Source organism: Pseudoduganella sp. jia 9, from assembly GCF_055502615.1.
Map to the genome: position 1 here is coordinate 32,247 of NZ_JBUPWE010000019.1, position 20,530 is coordinate 52,776.

Genomic DNA, 20,530 nt, shown 5'->3' on the forward strand with positions numbered 1-20,530 from the left:
GTCGGTTCTTTGCTACAGTGGCGAATCGTCAATGTCACAATCCCATCGCATGTCCGAAACCGCCTTGTGCTTCCGGCACGTCGCCAGGCACCAAAGTGGCCAGGCCGTGCTGGCCGGCGTCGACCTGGAACTGGCTCCCGGCGAAATCCTCGGCCTGGCCGGCATCAACGGCGCGGGCAAGACCACGCTGCTGCGCTGCCTGCTGGATTTTTGCGCGCTCGACGGCGGCGCCATCGCGATCTTCGGCGTGCCCCATACCCGGCCGGCCGCGCGGCAGCCGCTGGCCTACCTGCCCGAGCGCTTCAGTCCGCCCGCGCATCTCACCGGCGGCGAATTCCTCGCGCACGTGCAGGCCCTGCACGGCCAGCGCCCCGATCCGGCGGCCACCGCGGCCATGCTGGCGGCACTGGAACTCGATGGCGCCGCGCTGCGCCGCACCGCGCGCCACTATTCGAAAGGCATGACCCAGAAACTGGGCCTGGCCGGCACGCTGCTGCTCGACAAGCGCCTGTACGTGCTGGACGAGCCGGCCAGCGGCCTCGACCCGCAGGCACGCGCCCTGTTCAAGCGTGCCGTGCTGGCCAGGCGCGCGGCCGGCGCCGCCGTGCTGCTCACCTCGCATGCGCTGGCCGACATCGCCGAACTGTGCGACCGCATCGCCATCCTGCATGGCGGCCACATCCGCTTCGACGGCACGCCGGCGGCGTGTATCGCCCGGTTCGGCGCCGCCGATCTCGAAGCTGCCTTCCTGGACGCGGTTGCATGATGTACTTTACGCACTTCGGCCTGCGCCAGGCGCCGTTCTCGATCACCCCGGACCCGGCGTTCTTTTTCGGTGGCAATACGCGCGGCGACATGCTGGCGGCGCTGCTGTATGCGGTGGCGCATGGCGAAGGCATCATCAAGGTCACCGGCGAGGTCGGCAGCGGCAAGACCATGCTGTGCCGCATGCTGGAACGCCGCCTGCCGCCGCATGTCGACGTGCTGTGGCTGGTCAACCCGAACCTGGCGCCAGGCGAAGTACCGTACGCGATCGCCGCCGAACTGGGGCTCGATGCCTCGGGCGGGCGCGGCGACCAGGTACTGCGGCAGCTGAACGACGAACTGATCGCGCGCCACGCCGCGGGCCGCCAGGTGGTGCTGCTGGTCGAGGAAGCCCAGGCCATGCCGCTGGAATCGCTGGAAGCGGTGCGCCTGCTGACAAACCTGGAAACGTCGCGCCACAAGCTGCTGCAGATCGTCCTGTTCGGCCAGCCCGAGCTGGACACCCACCTGGCCTTGCCGCGCATGCGCCAGCTGGCCGAGCGGATCACGCACAGTTTCTTCGTGCCTGCCCTGCCCCCAGGCCAGGTGGGCACATTCCTGGCTTTCCGCCTGCGCACGGCAGGCCATCCCGACGGCGCCCTGTTTACCGCGGACTCAACGCGGCGCATCGCGCGCGCCTCACGCGGTATCATTCGCCGTATCAACATCCTTGCGGACAAGGCGCTGCTCGCCGCGTATGCGGACGATGCCGCCACCGTGCAGGTCCGCCACGTGCGACTGGCCGAGCGCGAATGCGGGTTTGCACAGGCGCGTTCGGCAGTGTTCCGGCCCGCGCGCCGCATTGTCGCGGCTGCCCTCATGATGGCGACGTTGGCTGCACTGATCGCGGCGATAGCCCTCTGATCGCGCTAGCATTTGCACATCCGTTCGATTTATAAGATTATGATCGGCCCTGAAATCCTCCATCCGGCAAACAGAACAATGAAAAAAGTCGCGGCCACCCTGTTTTGTTCGCTGCTCGGCGCGTGCGCCGCGCCCAGGCTGCCCGTGTCGCCGGCCCATGTCAGCGAGGCACCGCGCCCCGCCGGCACGATTCCCGAGCCCGTGCAGCGCAGCGGCGCGCTGCCGCCACCGCGCGCGGCCGCCAGGGCCGAGACCTTCAGTGTCACTGTGCACCGCGCACCGGTCGAATCGGTGCTGTTCGCGCTGGCGCGCGACGCGGGCATGAACGTCGACGTGCACCCGGCAATCACCGGCGTGGTCACACTGAACGCGCTCGACCAGACCTTGCAGCAGTTGCTGGACCGGATCGCCCGGCAGGTCGACATGCGCTACGAGATCGACGGCGCCACGCTGCTGGTGCTGCCGGACGACGCGCACTGGCGCAGCTACCGCATCGACTACGTCAACATCGCCCGCACGACCAACAGCAACGTCAGCATCGCCACGCAGATCTCCACCACTGGCGGCGGCGGCGCCGGGACCAGCTATACCGGATCGAACAGCGGCACCGGCACGATCGCCGGCGCCGGCACTTCGCTCCAGCAGGGCAGCAACAATTCGACCACTTCCGTGGCGAACCGGGCCGACAACAACTTCTGGTACAACCTCGAGAAGAACATCCGCGACATGCTGCGGCCGACCAACCTGAACGATCCGCTGGCGGACCCGCTGGCGCAGCTGCGCGAGCAGACCTCCATGCAGGGCCAGCAGACCGGCCAGGGGGCGGTACAGCAGCCGGGCCAGCAGACCGGCCAGCCCGGCCAGCCCGGCCAGCCCCAGGGCCAGCAGAACATGGGCCAGGCTGGCCAGTACGGCACGGCGCAACCTGGCGCCTACCAGCCCGCGTTCACGCCGGCCGCCGGCGCCACGCAGCCGGCGGACGCCAGTTATCCCGGCGTGCAGGCCAGCACCGCGCAGGGCCGCGCGGCGCAGCGCAATGCCCCGAATGTGATCGTCAATCCGGAAGGCGGCATCGTCACCGTGCGCGCCACCGGCCGCCAGCATGACAAGGTGCGCGAATTCCTCGATACGCTGCAGGCCGCCGCCAAGCGGCAGGTGATGATCGAGGCCACGATCCTCGAGGTGCGCCTGTCCGACCAGTACCAGCAGGGCATCAACTGGCAGCGCATTGCCAGCGGCGGCGCCACGTTCGGCCAGGGCAATCCGGACCTCGCCATCGGCCCCCTGACCGGGGAGAACCCCAACAGCGGCGGCATGTTCCGCCTGACCTACTTCAATCCGATGAGCGCCATCGGCAATATCAAGACAGCGATCCAGCTGCTCGAATCGTATGGCAAGGTGCATGTGCTCTCCAGCCCCAAGCTCTCCGTGCTGAACAACCAGACCGCGCTGCTGAAAGTCGTCGACAACAGCATCTTCTTCACGCTGAAAGTCACCCCGGCCGTCACCAATTCCTCGGGCGGCGTGGCGGCCCCGGCCACCTATGAATCGCGCGTGGAAACGGTGCCGGTCGGCTTCGTGATGAGCGTGACGCCGCAGATTTCCGGCGACGGCGAAGTGACGCTGAACGTGCGGCCCACCATCACGCGCGTGGTCGGCGAAGTGGAAGACCCGAACCCGGAACTGCGCCGGCTGAACGTGAAGAGCACGGTGCCGGTGATACAGGCCCGTGAACTGGAGTCGGTGATGAAGCTGCACAGCGGCCAGACCGCGGTGATGGGCGGGCTGATGCAGGACTCGGTGGACAATTCGCGGGATGGCCTGCCGCTGCTGTCGCGCGTGCCCCTGCTCGGCAACCTGCTGTCCTATCGCGACGAGAACGTCTCGAAGACCGAACTGGTGATCTTCCTGCGCGCCGTCGTGGTGCACGACGCCAGCATGGACGGCGACTACAGGGAACTGCGCTACCTGTTGCCCGGCAAGGAACCACTGGGCCAGACACCTTATGGCCCCACCGCGGGCCCAACCGAGCCGACGGTGTCGCCATGAGCCTGCTGATGCAAGCGTTGAAGAAGGCCGAACGGGCCCGGCAAAGCGGCCTCCAGGAAGAGGACATGCCGGACGAGACAGTCGAGGACGGCCACGTTCCTTCCCGGCAGCCTGGCGATGACGCGGGACCCGGCGCGCACCTGCCGGAGACGCCGGATGCGCCGGACGCGCCGGATGCGGCGGATGCGGCGGATGCGCCGCATGCTCCGCTTGCGCCGGCCGGGCGCGCGCCGGGCACCTCCGGCGGGCTCGAACTGAGCCTGGAGCCGCTCGATGCGCCCCCGGCGCGTGGCGAATCGCCGCCGTTCCCGCCGGCGCCGGCGCCTGCGCCTGCGCCGCCCCCGCGGCCGGCGATCGAACCGGCCATCGAGGCAACGCACAACCCGGTGCCTCCGCAGGCGCGCCATGAAGGTGCCGCGCGGCGCGCCGGGTCCGGCGATATCCCGGTTGCCGATGCGCGCGCCGCGGCGCGCCCCGCGGGGGCCGACGCCAGCACCCGGCGCGGCCCCGGTGCGCCCGAGCGGCGCGCCATGCCGCGCACCGCGCCGGCGCGGGAGGAAGCCACGTCCGGCGTCGACCTGTCCCGGCTGCGTGTCGCAGGGCTGGCCGGCGTGCTCGTGATCGTTGCCGGCACGTGCGGCTACCTGTACTGGCAGGCCGTCAATGGCCCCGGCCCCGGTGCCAGCCTGCCGATGGTGCCGATGCCGCCACCCAGCGCCACCGGCGCCACCAGCGCCGGCGGCGATGGCGGCATCGTCGTTGCGCCGTCCGGCGCGCCGTTCGGCCCGCTCGGCCCGGCCGCGCCGGCGAGCGACACCGCCACCGCGCAGCCGCCGGCGGCCGCGCCACCTGCCACGACCGCCCCGCCACCTCCTGCGCCGGCCGCCGAAACACCGGTGGCGGCGCGCCCGGCGCCCCGCGCTGGCGGCGCCGCCGCACCGGTCGCGCCCACCGCTGCCCAGCTGGCGGCGATCGAGGATCCCGAGGTGCGCCGTGAAGCGATGCGGGACGCGATCGAACGGGCCGAGCGCGCGCAGAGGATGGAGCCGTCCAGCGCCGAGGCGCCTGCCGTGCCGGACAACGGCCTGCCGGCCCCGGCCCCGGCCCCAGCCGCCACCGATGCCGCCCCCCGCGGCGATGTACAGGTGACGCGCGGCACATCCAGCCCCATGATCAGCCCGTCCGTACAGGCCGGCTATGCCGCGTTCAACGCCGGCGACCTGGCGGCCGCGGGCCGGCACTACGGCACCGCCCTGCGCAACGATCCGAACAACCGCGATGCGCTGCTCGGCAGCGCAGCCATCGCCGCGCGCGAACGGCGCGACGACGAAGCCGCCCGCCTGTACGCCCGGCTGCTGGCGATCGATCCGCGCGACACCGAGGCCATTGCCGGCCTTGCCGCACTGAGGCCGGGCGACGGCGACCGGGCCGAAGTACGCCTCAAGGGCGTCCTGCGCGACAACCCGGATGCTGCCCCCATCCACTTTGCGCTCGGCAACCTGTATGCCCGCCAGCGCCGCTGGCAGGAAGCGCAGCAGGCATATTTCCATGCCTGGTCCGCGGCACCCGGCAATGCCGACTATGCGTTCAACCTGGCTGTCGGCCTCGACCGGCTGAACCAGACCCGCCTGGCGCGCGAGTATTACCAGCGCGCGCTGGCGCTGGCCGCCGGCGGCGCCGCGGCCTTCGACCGAACGGCGGTACAGCGCCGCCTGCTGGAACTGGTTCCCGCCGTGGCGCCGGCCGCTGGCGCGCCCGCCCCGGCCACCGCCCCGACCACCATCCAGGCGCCCCAGCCCGCGCCCGCGCCGGCCGCGGGAAATTAGCGCAATGGGGGAACGGGTCAAACAACCGATCGGCAAGCTGCTGATCGACAAGGGCGTGATCAGCGAGGACCAGCTGCGCATCGCGCTGATCGAGCAGAAGCGCGAACGCGAACCGCTCGGCAAGCTGCTGGTCGGCATGGGCTTCGTCACCGAAGCCACGATCCGCGAGGCGCTGTCGGAAAACCTCAACACGCAGTCGGCCGACCTGAACAGCCTGGTGGTCGACGCGATCGCGCTCAAGCTGATCCCCAAGGACGTGGCGAAGCGCTACAGCGTGTTTCCCATCGTCTATGAGCGCGACCGCGACAACCTGGTGCTGGCCATGTCCAACACCAGCAACATCGTGGCGCTCGACCAGATCCACGCGATGCTGGTCAAGGGCATCACGATCACGCCGCTGCTGGTCAACGATTCCGACATCGCCCGCGCCATCGACCAGTACTATGGCTTCGAACTGTCGATCGACGGCATCCTGCAGGAGATCGAGACGGGCGATTCGAGCTACCTGGGCACCTCGGACGAATACAGCCACCCGATGGTGCGGCTGATCGATGCGCTGCTGGCCGACGCGGTGCAGAACGGCGCATCGGACGTGCACTTCGAGCCGGAACAGAGCTTCCTGCGCATCCGCTACCGGATCGACGGCATCCTGCGCCAGATCCGCAGCCTGCACAAATCGTACTGGCCGGCCATGGCCGTGCGGCTGAAGGTGATCAGCAACATGAACATCGCCGAAACCCGCGCGCCGCAGGATGGCCGCATCGCGATCAAGTTTTCCGGCCGGCAGATCGATTTCCGCGCCAGCGCCCAGCCGACCACGCATGGCGAAAACTTCGTGCTGCGCGTGCTGGACCGCCAGAAAGGCATCGTGCCGCTCGATGGCCTCGGCCTGGCCGAGCACGAACTGGACCTGCTGAAGCTGATGATCGCCCGGCCCGACGGCCTGATCCTCGTCACCGGCCCGACCGGCAGCGGCAAGACCACCACGCTGTACTCGATCCTGAACCACATCAATACCGAAGCCGTCAACATCATGACGCTGGAAGACCCGGTCGAGTACCCGATGAACATGATCCGCCAGACCTCGGTGAACGAATCGGCCAAGCTGGGCTTTGCCGACGGCATCCGCTCGATCCTGCGGCAGGACCCGGACGTGATCCTGGTCGGCGAGATCCGCGACAAGGAAACGGCCGACATGGCGCTCGCCGCGGCGATGACGGGCCACCAGGTGTATTCCACGCTGCACACCAACTCCGCGGTGGGCGCGATTCCCAGGCTGCTGGACATCGGCGTCATCGCCGACGTGCTGGCCGGGAACATCATCGGTATCATCGCGCAGCGCCTGGTGCGGCGGCTGTGCATCCACTGCCGCGAAGGCTTCGAAGCCGACGCGCTGGAACGGCGCCTGCTGGGACTCGCCGAGGAAGCGCCGCCGGCAACCATCTACCGCGCCGTCGGCTGCGAACGCTGCGCCCACCAGGGCTACAAGGGCCGCGTGGCGATCATGGAACTGCTGAAGATGAACGCCGAGCTCGACGAACTGGTGGCGCGCCGCGCCGCCGTGCGCGAGCTGCGCGCCGCCGCGCACGCCGCCGGCTTCCGCTCGCTGGTCGACGACGGCATGCGCCGCGTACTGCAGGGTGCCACCACGATCGACGAGATCTCGCGCGTGGTAGACCTCACCGACAGGCTGGGCTGACATGCCGCAGTACATCTACCGTGCCATGGATGCCGCCGGCCAGATCGTGCCCGGCAATATGGATGCGCTGAACGTGCCGGACCTGGAACTGCGCCTGTCGAGGATGGAGCTGGACCTGATCGACTACCGGCAGTCGCGCCAGAAAGTCATCGCGCTGGGCCGGCGCCGCATCGACCGGCGCGACCTGATCAACTTCTGCTTCCACATGGAGCAGATGGCCAGCGCCGGCGTGCCGATCCTCGATGCGCTGAACGACCTGCGCGAATCGATGGATCATCCACGCTTTCGCGAAATCATCACCGACCTGATCGAGAACATCGAGGGCGGCGTGCCGCTGTCGAGCGCGCTGGGCAACTACCCGGAAGCGTTCGACCAGACCTTCACCAGCCTGGTGCGCGCCGGCGAGGAAAGCGGCAAGGTCAACGAGGTGTTCCGCAACCTGGCCGACAGCCTGAAATGGCAGGACGAGCTGGCGGCGCAGGCGAAGAAGATCGTTACCTACCCCGCGATCGTGTTCGTGGTGGTCACCGCGGTGACGTTCTTCCTGATGATCTACCTGGTGCCGCAGCTGACGAGCTTCATCCGCAACATGGGCCAGGAGCTGCCGCTGCACACGCGCGCGCTGATCGCCGTGTCGAACGTGTTCATCGACTACTGGTTCCTGCTGCTGGCCGCGCCGGCGGCGGCATGGTTCGGCGCGCGCTGGTGGCTGCGCCGCAACGAGCGCGCGGCGTACGCGTTCGACCGCGCCAAGCTGCGCGTCTGGCCGGTCGGGCCGGTGCTGCACAAGATCATCCTGGCGCGCTTCGCCACGTTCTTTGCGATGATGTACGGTTCGGGCATCACGATCCTCGAATGCATCCGGCTGTCCGAAGGCATCGCCGGCAACCGTGCCGTGGCGGCGGCGCTGCGCCGGGTGGCCCAGCTGATCTCGGAAGGCCACAGCGTCAGCGGCGCCTTCGGCCATACCGGCCTGTTCCCGCCGCTGGTGGTGCGCATGCTGAAAGTCGGCGAAGCCACCGGCGCGCTCGACGGCGCGCTGCGCAACGTCGCATACTTCTACAATCGCGAAGTGCGTGAACAGATCGAACGGGTGCAGTCGATGATCGAACCGGCGATGACGGTGGTGCTGGGCCTGCTGCTGGGCTGGATCATGCTGTCGGTGCTCGGCCCGATCTACGACACGATCAGCGCGATCAGGATCTGACATGTTGGCGAAACAGCTCTTCTACCTCACCAGCGACCAGCTGCACGCGTGGCAGTGGCATCGCAACACGCTGTTCGGGCCGCACATTTTCCCGGCCACCCGCGCGGGCCTGAACGATTTCCTGGCCTACCTGGACCGGCACGGCAACCGGCCGGGCTACCTCCTCACCGACCTGATCGAGGAAGACTACACGCGGCTGCTGCTGCCCCACGTGCGCGGCCGCGCCGGGCGCAAGCTGCGCGAACGCCGCCTGGTGCAGCATTACCGCGAGACGCCCTATCGCGCCACGCTCGTGCAGGGGCGCAGCGAAGAGGGCCGGCGCGACGACGAGCTGCTGTTCACGGCGCTGACCAACCCGCTGCTGCTGACGCCGTGGGTGGACGCGATGGAGTTGATGCAGACGCCGCTGGCCGGCATCTACTCGTGCGCGATGCTGGGCCGCGACGTGCTGCAGCGCCTGGCGCTGCGCCATCGCCACGTGCTGCTGGTGAGCTGGAATACGGCCGGATTGCGCCAGACTTACTTCCTGCGCGGCAACGTGAAGTTCTCGCGGCTGGTGCAGGCCACCCCGGAAGAGGCGCCGATCCGCGCCGTGGCCATGCAGACCGCCCGCACGCAGCAGTTCCTGGGCAGCGTACACCTGCTGGCGCGTGGCGACGTGCTGCACGTGCTGGTGCTGGCCGCGGCGGACCAGGTCGAACACCTGGCGGCGGAATGCACGGACACGGCGGAAACGATCTACCAGATCGTGCCGCTCGAGACGGCCGCCGCGGCACTCCACGTCGGCAGCGCCGCGGCGGCGACGGCGGCGCACGTGGCCGAGCCGACCCTGCTTGCAATGCTGGCGCGCAATACGCCGGCCAGCCACTATCCGACCGGCGCCGCCGGCAATTACTACCGCCTGCTGCAGGCCCGCCTGTCGCTGTACGCGTCGAGCGCGGTGCTGGCCACCGCCGGCGTGGTCTGGTCGGTCCTGAACCTGGCCAGCTACACGCTGGCGCACGGCAGTGCCGAAGCGCTGCGGTCCGAAACCGCGCACTACCGCGCCAACTACGACCGCAGCATGTCCAGCATGCCGCCGGCGGCGGACAAGACGGCCAATATGCGCGCCGCGGTGTCGATCGACCGCACCGTGGCCCGGCAGGGACCGTGGCCGGTGGCGATGATGCGCATGATCAGCGGCGCGCTCGAACAGTCGCCGCAGATCCGCGTCGTGCAGCTCGACTGGCACGCCAACGTACCGGGCGCGCCCAGCGGGCCCGCGCCCGGCGCCACGGCCGGCGCGCCGGCGCTGGCCGCACCCACGTCGTCGCTCGCGCTGGGCATTCCGAAATCGCCTTCCCAGACGCTGCGCCTGCAGGCTGAGGTGTTGACGGCGGGCGACGACTACCGCAAGGTGCTCGGCGAGATGAACGCATTCGCGCAGCGGCTGGCGGGCATGCCCAGCATGACGGTCGAAATCGTGCAGCTGCCGTTCGATATCCGGCCGACCCAGAAGCTGTCCGGCACCGTCGGCGCACCGGCCGCCGGCCAGGAACAGAACAAATTCACCCTGGACATGACATGGACGCCCTGACTCCCCGCGCGGCCGGCCGCCCTGCCGGCCTGCGCCTGCCGCTGCCCTACTGGGTGCGCGACTTCGCGCTGGTGCGCCCCGCCGTCACCACCTTCCTCGTCACGGCGGGCATCAGCTTCACGTGCGTGCTGGCCAGCTACCTGCAACTCGACCAGGCGCGCGCCGACGAACGGCAGGCACAGGCGCAGCGCGAAGCGGCGCGCAAGCGCTTCCTGTATGCCGAATCGGAAAAAATGGAGATCCGCGCCTACCAGCCGCTCTTCATCGAGCTGCAGCGCCGCCACTTCGTCGGCGCCGAAAGCCGCCTGGACTGGGTCGACGCGATCCGCCAGATCCAGGAACGGCGCCGGCTGCTGCCATTGACCTACGAGATCGAACCGCAGCAGCCCTACAAGATCGAGGGCCGCCTGTCGACCGGCGATTACCAGTTGCGCGGCAGCCGCATGACGCTGCACATGGACCTGCTGCACGAAATGGACCTGCTCGGCTTCCTGACCGACCTGCGCCAGCATGGGGTCTTCACGGTGCAGCAATGCGCGATCCGGCGCACCGCGGGCGCCGCCGCTGGCGCCGGCGCGACGGGCCCGGCGGCAGACCTGACATCCGACTGCACGCTGAACTGGCTGACGCTGACGCCCGGCGCGCGCCGCACCGGGAGCCCGCGATGAAGCCGCGCCGCGCTCACTTGCTGCCGGCCTGGCTGCCGGCCTTGCTGCCGGCCTGGCCGGGTCGCCTGCAGCCTGCGCTGGTATTCGGCGCGCTGGCCGCCACCGCCATGGCGCCAGCCGCGGCGCAGTACACCGAACCGGCGCTGGGCCGGCTGTTCACGGCGCCCGACGAGCGCCTGCGCATCGATCGCGACCGCGCCAGCGCACCGGCCGTCGCCACCCCGGTCGAGCCGGCGCCGGCGCCGCCGCCGGCGGCAACCGCGCCGCCGCCGCCGCCGCCCGCGCCGATACGCTTCACCGGCGTGGTGCGCCGCAGCGACGGGCGCGCCACCGTCTGGATCGACAACGAAGCGCGCGAGACCGTGCTGCGCCGCTACCGCCCCGGCAGCGCGATCCCCGTCGATACCCCGGGTGGGCGCGTGCTGGCAAAGCCCGGCCAGTCCATCGATCCAGGCGACGGCACGGTCCGGGATGCGCGCTGATCCGCGCCGCCAGGGCGGCGCCGCCCTGCTGATGCTGCTGGCGGTGGCCAGCGTCGGCTTCGCCACGCTGCTGATTTCCGCATTCGGCCGCAGCGACGTGGAGCGTGTGCGGGAACGCCGCACGCTGGCCGTGCTGGCCCGGGCAGCCGATGCGCTGGTGGGCTTCGCCAGCACGCATGGCCGCCTGCCGCGGCCGGCCGTCTCGGCCACGGACGGGCGCGAGCAAAGCGAGCCCTGCGCCGACGAGGCGCAATGCAGCGGCTTCCTGCCATGGGTGACGCTGGGTGTCGATGGGGCCGACAGCTGGGGCAAGCGGCTGCGCTACAGCGTTACGCCGGAGTTCACGGCGCGGCCGCTGCTGCGCCTGTCCGCCATCGCCACCAAGCGCGTGCTGACCCGCGATGGGGCCGGCAATCTGCGCTACGAGCATGGCCAGCGCGAGTGCCTGATCTATGCGCAATGCCTGCCGGCCGTGGTCTTTTCGCACGGCCGCAACAACCTCGGCACCAGCGTGGACGGGTTGCCGCAGGCCAACGCCGCGCGCACCAACCTCGACGAAGTCGCCAACGACCTTGCCAGCACCGATTTCTTCCGGCGTGCCGCATCGGCGGACCCGGCCATTCCCGGCGGTCCGTTCGACGACCTGCTGGTCACCGTCACCCTGGACACCCTGTACGCCCGGATGGCCGCCGCGCGCACGCTGCCCTGATCCCCTCTTGCCAACGTTAACCACATGAGAACTCCTGCCCATCCCCAACGGGGCTTTACGCTGGTCGAGATCGCCATCGTGCTGGTGGTCGTCGGCCTGCTGATCGGCGGGCTGATCACGCCCCTGTCCACCCAGCTCGAGCAGCGCCGCGCGACCGATACCCAGCGTGCGATGGAAGAGGCACGCGAAGCATTGATCGGCTTCGCAGCGCTGAACGGCTACCTGCCCTGCCCCGCCGTCTCCGCCGCGAACGGCCTGGAAGCCCGCGACGGCGAACGCTGCGCCGGCGAGCGCCGCACCGGCTTCCTGCCCTGGGCCACGCTGGGCATGCCAAAGCTCGACAGCTGGGGCCACATCTTCATGTACAGCGTGACGCCCGAATTCGCCGACAGCGCGCAGCGCTTCCGGCTGGCGACGCCGCGCGACATCACGGTCGCCACGCGCGATGCCGCCGGCAACCTGGTGGCGGCCACCGCACCGAACGACATCCCGGCCGTGATCCTGTCCACCGGCAAGAACGGCTACGGCGGCTTCTCCGACCTGGGCGTGCGTGCGCTCGACGCCGGCACCGGCAATGTCGACGAGAAGGCCAACATCAACCCGGCCGGCACCGCCTTCATCGCCCGCGGCGCCAGCGACAACGCGGCCTTGCCGGGCGGCGCCTACGACGACCTGGTCGTGTGGGTCTCGCCGAACGTGCTGTTCAACCGCCTGATCGCGGCAGGCCGGCTGCCATGAGCGCCAGCCCATGATGGCCGCGGTCCGGACGATCGCCGCCGGCACGCTGAAGGAAGCGCTGCGCAGCCGGCTGCTGTGGCTGCTCGCCGCGCTGGCGCTGGGCGCCGTCGGCCTGGCCGGCTTCCTGCAGGCCGCCCTGCCGGCCGAGGGCCGCGCCACCAATACCGTCCTGCTGGCCGCGCTGCTGCGTCTCGCCGGTGCCGGTATCGTCGCCATCTTCGCGGTCACGGCCATCGTGCGCGAATACGCCGACAAGCAGGTCGAGATGCTGCTCGCCCTGCCTTATCCGCGCGCCGCCTGGCTGCTCGGCCGGCTGGCGGGCTGCGGGCTGCTGGCGCTGCTGCCGGCGGCCGTGGCCGGCATTCTCGTCGCCACCGCGGCAGCGCCGGCGCAGGCCGCGCTGTGGGCCGCCGCGCTACTGGGCGAACTATGGATCGTTGCCGCCTTCGCCGTGTTCTGCACGCTGACCCTGCAGCACGCGCTGCCGTCGCTGTGCGCCACCGCCGGCTTCTACCTGCTGGCGCGCAGCGTGACGGCGCTGCAGCTGGCCGGCCACGGCGCGGCGGCCGATGCCGGCCAGCGCGTCATCGGCGCCGGCACCGACGCGCTGGCGTTCGTGCTGCCCCGGCTCGACGCGTTTGCCCGCAGCGAATGGCTGCTGTACGGCACCGGCACGGTGGCCGACCTGGGCTTCGTGGCCGTGCAGAGCGCCATCTACGTGGCACTGCTGGCCGGCGCCGCGCTGTTCGACCTGTACCGCAAGGAGTTCTGAGATGCGCCGCCGCGCGCCCGCCGGTATCAATGCGCTGCTGCTGGCCGCGCTGGCCGCCCAATGTGTCCTGCATGCGCTCGGGCCTGCACGATTGCCGCCAGCCGCGATCGCCATGCCCCAGCCACCACCCGCGCCGCCTGCCGTCGCGGCGCTGCGGCTGGCCAGCCTGGGCGACGGCCCCGCGGCGGCGCGCCTGGTCATGCTGTACCTGCACGCGCTCGACACCGGCGTTCCGCTGCGCGAACTCGACTACGGCCGCCTGGCCGGCTGGCTCGAGACGGCGCTGGCGCTCGACCCGCGCAGCCAGCAGCCGCTGGTGGCGGCCGCCCAGGTCTATGGCGCGGTGGCCGACCCGGCGCGGGTCCGCATCATGCTCGATGTCGTCGAGCGGGCATTCGCCGCCGATCCGGCGCGCCGCTGGCCGGCGATGGCGCAGGCGGTGCTGGTGGCCCGCCACCGCCTGCACGACATGGCGCTGGCGCGCCGCTATGCGCAGGCGATCCGGCTGCGCGCGCCGTCGGCGCCGGCGTGGGCCCGCCAGCTCGAACTGTTCATCCTGAGCGACATGAACGAACTCGACAGCGCGCGCGCTGTCGCCGGTGCGCTGCTGGCCGGCGGCACGGTCACCGATCCGAATGAAATCGCTTTCCTGGAAGGCCGGCTGCGCGAACTGGAGCGCGCAGCGTCGCACCGCAGACACGGGCAGGTGCGCTAATGCCGCCGGGCCTGTAAGATGTGAACCACGCAAAGCATCAAGGAGTAACAATCTTGCAAGCCTCTCCAACGCTGCGGGTACGCCCCCAGCGGGCACGCCCTCTGCGCGTACGCCCCCTGCGGGTATGCCCCCGTATTCAAGGTTTCACGCTGGTGGAGATCGCCATCGTGCTCGTCATCATCGGCCTGCTGCTGGGCGGTGTGCTGAAGGGCCAGAGCCTGATCGACAATGCCAAGGTCAAGAACGTGATCCAGCAGTCGACATCGCTGCAGGCGGCCGTCAATGCCTACCAGGACAAGTTCCGCGCGCTGCCCGGTGACGATGCCCAGGCCACCGCGCACGTGCCGGGCACCAGCGGCAACGGCAACGGCGACGGCCAGATCGCCGAATACCAGCTGGCGCCGCAGCACCTGGCGCTGGGCGGTTTCATCACCGGCTCGTTCAACGGCAGCACCGATTTCATGACGAGCGCGCACGGCGGCGCCGTGTATGTGTACAACGACGTGGTGGCCGGGCGCGGCGGCAACGGCATCCGCTTCGACAACCTGCCCGACAGCTTCGCCGAACAGATCGACGCAAAGCTCGACGACGGCAAGCCCGACACGGGCGCCGTGCGCGCCACCGGGCCCTACACCAACAACGGCACGATCGTGACCCGGACCGCGGTGTTCTTCTGACCGCGGCGTTGCCTGCGCGCGCCGTCAGGCAGTGGCGCCGGGCCGCGGTTCCATCCGGAACCCCGGCTGTTCCACGAAGCGGCGCATGTGGTGATCCGTATCGCCCAGCGTCAGGCCGATGGCCGCCAGCCGCTTGAACCAGTGCGCGGCCGGCAGTTCGTCGGTGACGCCCATGCCGCCATGCAGCTGCACCGCCTCCTGCCCGACGAACCGGGCCGCCTGGCCGACCCGCGCCTTGGCGGCGGAAACGGCGCGGCGCCGCTCTTCGGCATCGCCCGATTCCGCCCTGGCGGCGGCCAGCATCGCCAGCGAGCGGGCCTGCTCGAGGTGGACGAACATGTCCGCCATCCGGTGCTGCAGGGCCTGGAAGCTGCCGATCGGCGCACCGAACTGGCGGCGCGTCCTGGTGTAATCGAGCGTGGCCGCGAACAGCGCGTCCATCGCGCCCACCGCCTCCGCGCACAGCAGCGCCGCGCCCCAGTCGGCTGCCGCCTCCAGCATCGGCCAGCCATCGCCCTCCTTGCCTGGCTTGCCCTCCGGGCCCGGGTCGCCCAGCAGCGTGGCGGGGGCATGGTCGAACGTCACGCTGGCGGTGCGCCGGCCGTCGATCGTGCGGCCGTCGCGGATGACCAGGCCGGAGGTATCGGCTTCGACCAGCAGCAGCGCGATGCCGGCGCGGTCGCGCCGCCCGCCATCGCGGCGCGCCGAGACGATGAACGCGTCGGCCTGCCCGCCACCGTCGACCACCGTCTTCACGCCGGACACCGCGAGCGCATCCACCGGCCCGGACACCGTCGTGGCGATGTCGGCCAGGTCATGGCGCGACTGCGCCTCGCCCAGCGCGCACGCCAGCTTCGCCTGCCCGGCGGCCACCCGCTCCAGCAGCGCGCCCTGCCCGCCCGCCAGTTGCAGCAGGCGGGCACCCAGCACCGTGGGGAAATAAGGTTCGACGACGAGGCCACGGCCCAGTTCCTGCATGACGAAGAACATGTCCGCCGCGGTGCCCCCGAAGCCGCCGTGCGCTTCCGGCACCGGCAGCGCCGTCAGGCCCAGTTCCACCAGCACCTGCCACGCGGCCGGCGACATGCCGCCCGGCGACCGGACGATTTCCCTGCGCGCCGCGAACGTGTAATCGCGCTCGATCCAGCGGCGCAGCGCATCGGCAAGCTGCCGCTGTTCTTCCTTCGGTTCAAAGTCCATGCCGCCTCCTCACAGGCCCAGGATCATCCGGGCGATGATGTTCTTCTGGATTTCGTTCGAGCCGCCGTAGATCGACGTCTTGCGGTAGTTGAAATAGTACGCGGCCAGCGGCGCGATATGGATGTCGTCCCCGGCCGCGGGGCCAGGCCGGCCTGCCAGGCCGTCCGGGTCGAACGGCAGCGCGGCCGGGCCCAGCGCCTCGACCATCAGTTCGGTCAGCATCTGCTGCACCTCGGTGCCCTTGATCTTCAGCAGTGAAGCCTCGGGGCCCGGGGCGCGGTCTTGCCGCGCGATGGTGCGCAGTACCGTGACCTCCAGCGCCATCAGCTCGATCTCCACCTGCGCCACCCTGGCGGCGAACAGCGGATCGTCGAGCAGCGGCCGGCCGCCATGCTCCTGCCGCATCGCCAGCGCCTTCACGAAGCGCAGCTCGCGCTTGCTGCGGCCCACCGCGGCGATGCCGGTACGTTCGTGGCCAAGCAGGAACTTCGCATAGGTCCAGCCCTGGTTCTCCGTGCCGACCAGGTTCTGCACGGGCACGCGCACGGCGTCGAAGAAGACTTCGTTGACTTCGTGCTCTTCGTCGAGCATGACGATCGGCCGCACCGTGATGCCGGGGCTTTTCATGTCGACCAGCAGGAACGAGATGCCGTCCTGCTTGCGCGCCGCCGGGTCGGTGCGCACCAGGCAGAACATCATGTCGGCATGCTGGGCCAGCGTGGTCCACGTCTTCTGGCCGTTGACCACGTAATGGTCGCCGTCGCGGGTGGCGGTCGTCTTCAGCGCGGCCAGGTCGGAGCCGGCGCCCGGCTCCGAATAGCCCTGGCACCACCAGTCGTCGCAGTGCAGGATGCGCGGCAGGTAATGGGCCTTCTGGGCGTCGCTGCCGAACGCCATGATGACGGGCGCCACCATGTTGACGCCGAACGGCAGGATGGGCGGGGCGCCGGCCAGCGCGCACTCCTCCTCCCAGATGTGGCGCTGCACGGCATTCCAGCCGGTGCCGCCATGCTCGACCGGCCAGCCCGGCGCGGCCCAGCCCTGCGCCGCCACGATCCTGTGCCAGCGCACGTAATCGTCCTTGCCGAGCCGCAGGTGATCGCAGACCTTGCGCTGCAGGTCCGGCGGCAGGTTCGCGTCCAGGAAGGCGCGCACCTGCCGCCGGAACGCCTCGTCATCGGGGGAATAGTCCAGGTTCATGCGGTCTCCTCGGTTCGGCTGCTCGACATGCCGGCCATCGCGTGAATAGCACGGTCGTTCCATCATACACGCGGGCTGCCGGCGCGCGCCGCTCATCTTCGTGAGAGCTTCGGCGCGCCGGATTGACACCCATCCGCGCCCTGCCGATACTCGATTCCCACCCAAGGTTGCAATGGCGGCAGCACGGCGCAACCGCCGTGAGTCGCCGGCAAACCCTGCGCCTATCCGGCGCATGCGGCGTGACGGCCGGCCACGGCAGCACCCACGGCCTCGGCGCGAGGAGACGCGCCGGCGATGCACAGCACCCCGCCACGGATACTCGACCATCCGCATGGCGCGTTCCACCACCGCTCTTTCGCCAACCATAACAATGGGGAACCAATGAAACGTACCTTCGCACCGATCGCACTGGTGACGCTCGCGCTGATCCAGCCGGCATTCGCCGAGCAGGGCAGGAAGCTTGAGAAACTCGACCGCGGCGCCGTTGCCATCGGCACCGGCACCGGCAGCAATGTCTTCGTCAGCTGGCGCGTGCTCGGCACCGACGATCCCGAGACCCGCTTCAACATCTACCGCGACAAGGTCAAGCTCAATGCCGAACCGCTGGAGGTGAGCAATTTCACCGACACGGCGGGCACCAGCGGCGCGCGCTACCTGATCCGGCCGGTCGTCAAGGGCAAGGAAAAGAAAGGCCAGGAAGAGTACGCGCTGGCCACGTGGAGCGAGCCGGTGCTGCGCATTCCGCTGCAGCAGCCCGAAGGCGGCGTGACCACGGATGGCGTGGCATACACCTATGAAATGAACGACGGCTCCACGGCCGACCTGGATGGCGACGGCAGCTACGAGCTGGTCGTCAAGTGGCAGCCCACCAATGCCAAGGACAATTCGCAGAGCGGCCATACGGGCAACACCTACATCGACGCCTACCGGCTCGACGGCAAGCGCCTGTGGCGCATCGACCTGGGCCGCAACATCCGCGCCGGCGCCCACTACACGACGATGGTCGTGTATGACCTGGACGGCAACGGCAAGGCCGAGGTCATGGTGAAGACGGCCGACGGCACCGTCGACGGCCGCGGCACCGTGATCGGCGACCCCGCCGCCGACTACCGCAACGGCGCCGGCTATGTGCTGTCCGGCCCGGAATTCCTGACCGTCTTCGACGGCCGCACCGGCAAGGCGCTGGCCACCACCGACTACCTGCCGGCGCGCGGTACTGTCAGCTCGTGGGGCGACAACTACGGCAACCGCGTCGACCGCTTCCTGGGCGGCGTGGCCTACCTCGACGGCACGCGCCCCAGCGCGGTCTTCTCGCGCGGCTACTACACGCGCGCCGTGATCGCCGCCTGGGATTACCGCGACGGCCAGCTGACCAGCCGCTGGGTATTCGATACCAACAACGAAGGCGCCGAAGCGCGCGGCCAGGGCGCGCACTCGTTCTCGGTGGCCGACGTCGACGAGGACGGCAAGGACGACATCATCTACGGCGCCGCCACAATCGGCAGCGACGGCCACCTGATGTACAGCACCGGCCTGTGCCACGGCGACGCGCTGCACGTGGGCAAGTTCGATCCGGCCCGCCCCGGCCAGCAGATCTACATGGTCCACGAGAGCCCGTCCTGCTACAAGGGCAATGGCGCGAGCTTCCATGACGCCGCCACCGGCGCGCTGCTGTGGGGCGCCCCGGCCACGGTCGACGTGGGCCGCGGCGTGTGCTTCGACATCGATCCGGCCTATCCGGGCGCCGAGTGCTGGGCATCGCGCGGCGGCCTGTTCAACGTGAGCGGCCAGCAGATCTCGACCAACCGGCCGGGCAAGATGAACTTCGCCAGCTGGTGGGACGGCGACCTGCTGCGCGAAGCACTGGACGGCGTCACCATCGACAAGTGGAACCCGGCCACCTTCGCCTTTGAAAGCCTGCTCAACGGCGCGACCTACAACGCGGCGTCGAACAACGGCACCAAGTCGACGCCGGTGCTGTCGGCGGACATCCTGGGCGACTGGCGCGAGGAAGTCGTGTGGCGTACGGCGGACAACACCGAACTGCTGGTGTTCTCCACGACGATCCCGACCACGCATCGCATTCCCACGCTGATGCACGACGCGCAGTACCGGGTGCAGGTGGCGACCCAGAACGCCGGCTACAACCAGCCGCCGCACACCAGCTTCTACATCGGCGAAGGCGCCGTGCCGCCGGCATCGGGCACGGTGCGGGTGGCCGAGTAATCGCAACGCCGGCCGGGTACTGTCCCAGCCTGATGCAAGGCCGCCACGCTCAGCCGTTCGTGCGCGCGTGACGGCCCGCCCGGTGTTACAGTTGGTCACCATGACCGATACCAAGCTTCCCGCCGATGCCCCGCTGTACATCGTCCTCAACGCCGGTTCCGGCGCCTCCGAAAAGGAAGAGCGCCGCGCCGCCATCGAGGAGGTGCTGACGGCGGCGGGCCGGCGTTTCTTCCTGCACCTGGTCGAGGACGGCGGCAAGCTCGACGAAGCCGCCATTGCCCATGCCGGCCAGGCCTGCGCCAACGGCGGCATCCTAGTGGCGGCGGGCGGCGACGGCACCATCAACGCCGTGGCGCGCCAGGCCGTCGAACACGGCTGCCCCTTCGGTGCGCTGCCGCAGGGCACCTTCAATTACTTCGGCCGCACGCACGGCATCTCCGAAGACCTGACCGAAGCCGTGCAGGGGCTGCTGGCAGCCAGGATCCGGCCGGTGCAGATCGGTTCCGTCAACGGCCGCATCTTCCTCGTCAACGCCAGCATCGGGCTGTACCCGAAGCTGCTCGAAGAGCGCGAGCAGGACAAGCGCCACTATGGTCGCAGCCGCGTCGTGGCCTTCTTCTCCGCCCTGAAGACGATCTTCCTGCCGCACCGCCGCCTGCGCCTGACGCTGGAAGCGGAAGACCGCACGCTGCAGCTGCGCACCCATACCCTGTTCGTGGGCAACAACCGCCTGCAGATGGAACAGGTCGGGCTGACCGAGCAGGCGCCGGACGTGGCCGATGGCGAACTGGCCGCCGTGGCGCCCAAGCCCGCCGGCAAGCTCGGCATGCTGGGCATCCTCCTGAACGGCGTGCTGGGCCGGCTCGGCGATACCGGCGACGTCGTCACCTTCGGCTTCCGCCGCATGACGGTGCGCACGCCGTTCTACGGCCGCCGGCGCATCAAGGCCGCCGTCGACGGCGAAGTGCTGACCCTGTCCACGCCGCTGCACTTCGAAGCGCTGGACGGCAGGCTGCGGCTGCTGGTGCCACCGGCATCGCGCCCGGAAACACAACCCTGATACTGAAGACAGCGCACCAGGCGAACAAACCGGCAAACAAATAGGGACGGACCCTGTT

General features: G+C 69.8%; 18 protein-coding genes. 16 read left to right on the top strand and 2 right to left on the bottom strand.

All coding sequences use genetic code 11. The features are described 5' to 3' along the window. The first annotated feature begins 31 nt into the window (after window positions 1-31). The 14 genes from ACY34H_RS23755 to ACY34H_RS23820 all read left to right on the top strand — a co-directional run bounded on the left by ACY34H_RS23755 (window position 32) and on the right by ACY34H_RS23820 (window position 14,786). Complete coding sequence (locus ACY34H_RS23755; RefSeq protein ID WP_464979938.1) at window positions 32-766, top strand: ABC transporter ATP-binding protein; 735 nt, start codon at window positions 32-34, stop codon at window positions 764-766. Beyond that, a complete protein-coding gene (locus tag ACY34H_RS23760; protein ID WP_464979939.1) occupies window positions 763-1,668 on the top strand; it encodes an ExeA family protein in 906 nt (301 codons plus the stop codon). The genes ACY34H_RS23755 and ACY34H_RS23760 overlap by 4 nt, the downstream gene beginning before the upstream one ends. A 78-nt stretch (window positions 1,669-1,746) precedes the next feature. Next, window positions 1,747-3,717, top strand: coding sequence for a pilus (MSHA type) biogenesis protein MshL (gene mshL, locus ACY34H_RS23765; protein ID WP_464979940.1), 1,971 nt, complete (start codon window positions 1,747-1,749; stop codon window positions 3,715-3,717). Continuing rightward, window positions 3,714-5,543, top strand: a complete 1,830-nt coding sequence (locus tag ACY34H_RS23770; protein WP_464979941.1) for a tetratricopeptide repeat protein — start codon at window positions 3,714-3,716, stop codon at window positions 5,541-5,543. The genes mshL and ACY34H_RS23770 overlap by 4 nt, the downstream gene beginning before the upstream one ends. 4 nt (window positions 5,544-5,547) lie before the next feature. Further along, window positions 5,548-7,242 carry a GspE/PulE family protein gene (locus tag ACY34H_RS23775; RefSeq protein WP_464979942.1) on the top strand — a complete coding sequence of 565 codons (1,695 nt, stop codon included), beginning with the start codon at window positions 5,548-5,550 and terminating at the stop codon, window positions 7,240-7,242. Window position 7,243: 1 nt separating this feature from the next. Further along, window positions 7,244-8,449 (top strand): type II secretion system F family protein, encoded by a 1,206-nt coding sequence (locus tag ACY34H_RS23780; protein ID WP_464979943.1) that lies wholly within the window; start codon window positions 7,244-7,246, stop codon window positions 8,447-8,449. 1 nt (window position 8,450) lies between these two features. Next, entirely contained in the window at window positions 8,451-10,025 is a 1,575-nt protein-coding gene (locus ACY34H_RS23785; RefSeq protein ID WP_464979944.1) for a hypothetical protein, read from the top strand. Beyond that, a complete protein-coding gene (locus ACY34H_RS23790) occupies window positions 10,013-10,693 on the top strand; it encodes a hypothetical protein (protein WP_464979945.1) in 681 nt (226 codons plus the stop codon). The genes ACY34H_RS23785 and ACY34H_RS23790 overlap by 13 nt, the downstream gene beginning before the upstream one ends. After that, window positions 10,690-11,175: a hypothetical protein gene (locus tag ACY34H_RS23795; RefSeq protein WP_464979946.1), complete on the top strand. Its 486-nt coding sequence runs from the start codon at window positions 10,690-10,692 to the stop codon at window positions 11,173-11,175. The genes ACY34H_RS23790 and ACY34H_RS23795 overlap by 4 nt, the downstream gene beginning before the upstream one ends. Continuing rightward, complete coding sequence (locus tag ACY34H_RS23800) at window positions 11,165-11,884, top strand: hypothetical protein (protein ID WP_464979947.1); 720 nt, start codon at window positions 11,165-11,167, stop codon at window positions 11,882-11,884. The genes ACY34H_RS23795 and ACY34H_RS23800 overlap by 11 nt, the downstream gene beginning before the upstream one ends. Before the next feature lie 24 nt (window positions 11,885-11,908). Next, window positions 11,909-12,622 carry a type II secretion system protein gene (locus tag ACY34H_RS23805; protein ID WP_464979948.1) on the top strand — a complete coding sequence of 238 codons (714 nt, stop codon included), beginning with the start codon at window positions 11,909-11,911 and terminating at the stop codon, window positions 12,620-12,622. 10 nt (window positions 12,623-12,632) lie between these two features. Beyond that, window positions 12,633-13,394, top strand: a complete 762-nt coding sequence (locus ACY34H_RS23810) for an ABC transporter permease (RefSeq protein ID WP_464979949.1) — start codon at window positions 12,633-12,635, stop codon at window positions 13,392-13,394. Between the two features lies 1 nt (window position 13,395). After that, window positions 13,396-14,109, top strand: a complete 714-nt coding sequence (locus tag ACY34H_RS23815; RefSeq protein ID WP_464979950.1) for a hypothetical protein — start codon at window positions 13,396-13,398, stop codon at window positions 14,107-14,109. Between the two features lie 53 nt (window positions 14,110-14,162). After that, window positions 14,163-14,786 (top strand): prepilin-type N-terminal cleavage/methylation domain-containing protein, encoded by a 624-nt coding sequence (locus tag ACY34H_RS23820; RefSeq protein ID WP_464979951.1) that lies wholly within the window; start codon window positions 14,163-14,165, stop codon window positions 14,784-14,786. A gap of 24 nt (window positions 14,787-14,810) precedes the next feature. Here the strand turns inward: ACY34H_RS23820 and ACY34H_RS23825 are convergent, their stop codons facing one another. Together ACY34H_RS23825 and ACY34H_RS23830 are read right to left on the bottom strand one after the other, a co-directional pair. Continuing rightward, a complete protein-coding gene (locus ACY34H_RS23825) occupies window positions 14,811-15,986 on the bottom strand; it encodes an acyl-CoA dehydrogenase family protein (protein WP_464979952.1) in 1,176 nt (391 codons plus the stop codon). A gap of 9 nt (window positions 15,987-15,995) precedes the next feature. Next, window positions 15,996-17,186, bottom strand: coding sequence for an acyl-CoA dehydrogenase family protein (locus ACY34H_RS23830; RefSeq protein ID WP_464979953.1), 1,191 nt, complete (start codon window positions 17,184-17,186; stop codon window positions 15,996-15,998). A 381-nt stretch (window positions 17,187-17,567) separates the two neighbouring features. Here ACY34H_RS23830 and ACY34H_RS23835 point away from each other — a divergent pair, with 381 nt between their 5' ends. Together ACY34H_RS23835 and ACY34H_RS23840 are read left to right on the top strand one after the other, a co-directional pair. Then, the gene (locus tag ACY34H_RS23835; RefSeq protein ID WP_464979954.1) at window positions 17,568-19,412 is read left to right on the top strand and encodes a rhamnogalacturonan lyase; all 1,845 of its coding nucleotides are present in this window, start codon (window positions 17,568-17,570) and stop codon (window positions 19,410-19,412) included. 100 nt (window positions 19,413-19,512) lie between these two features. Next, entirely contained in the window at window positions 19,513-20,472 is a 960-nt protein-coding gene (locus tag ACY34H_RS23840) for a diacylglycerol/lipid kinase family protein (RefSeq protein ID WP_464979955.1), read from the top strand. Window positions 20,473-20,530: the final 58 nt, after the last annotated feature.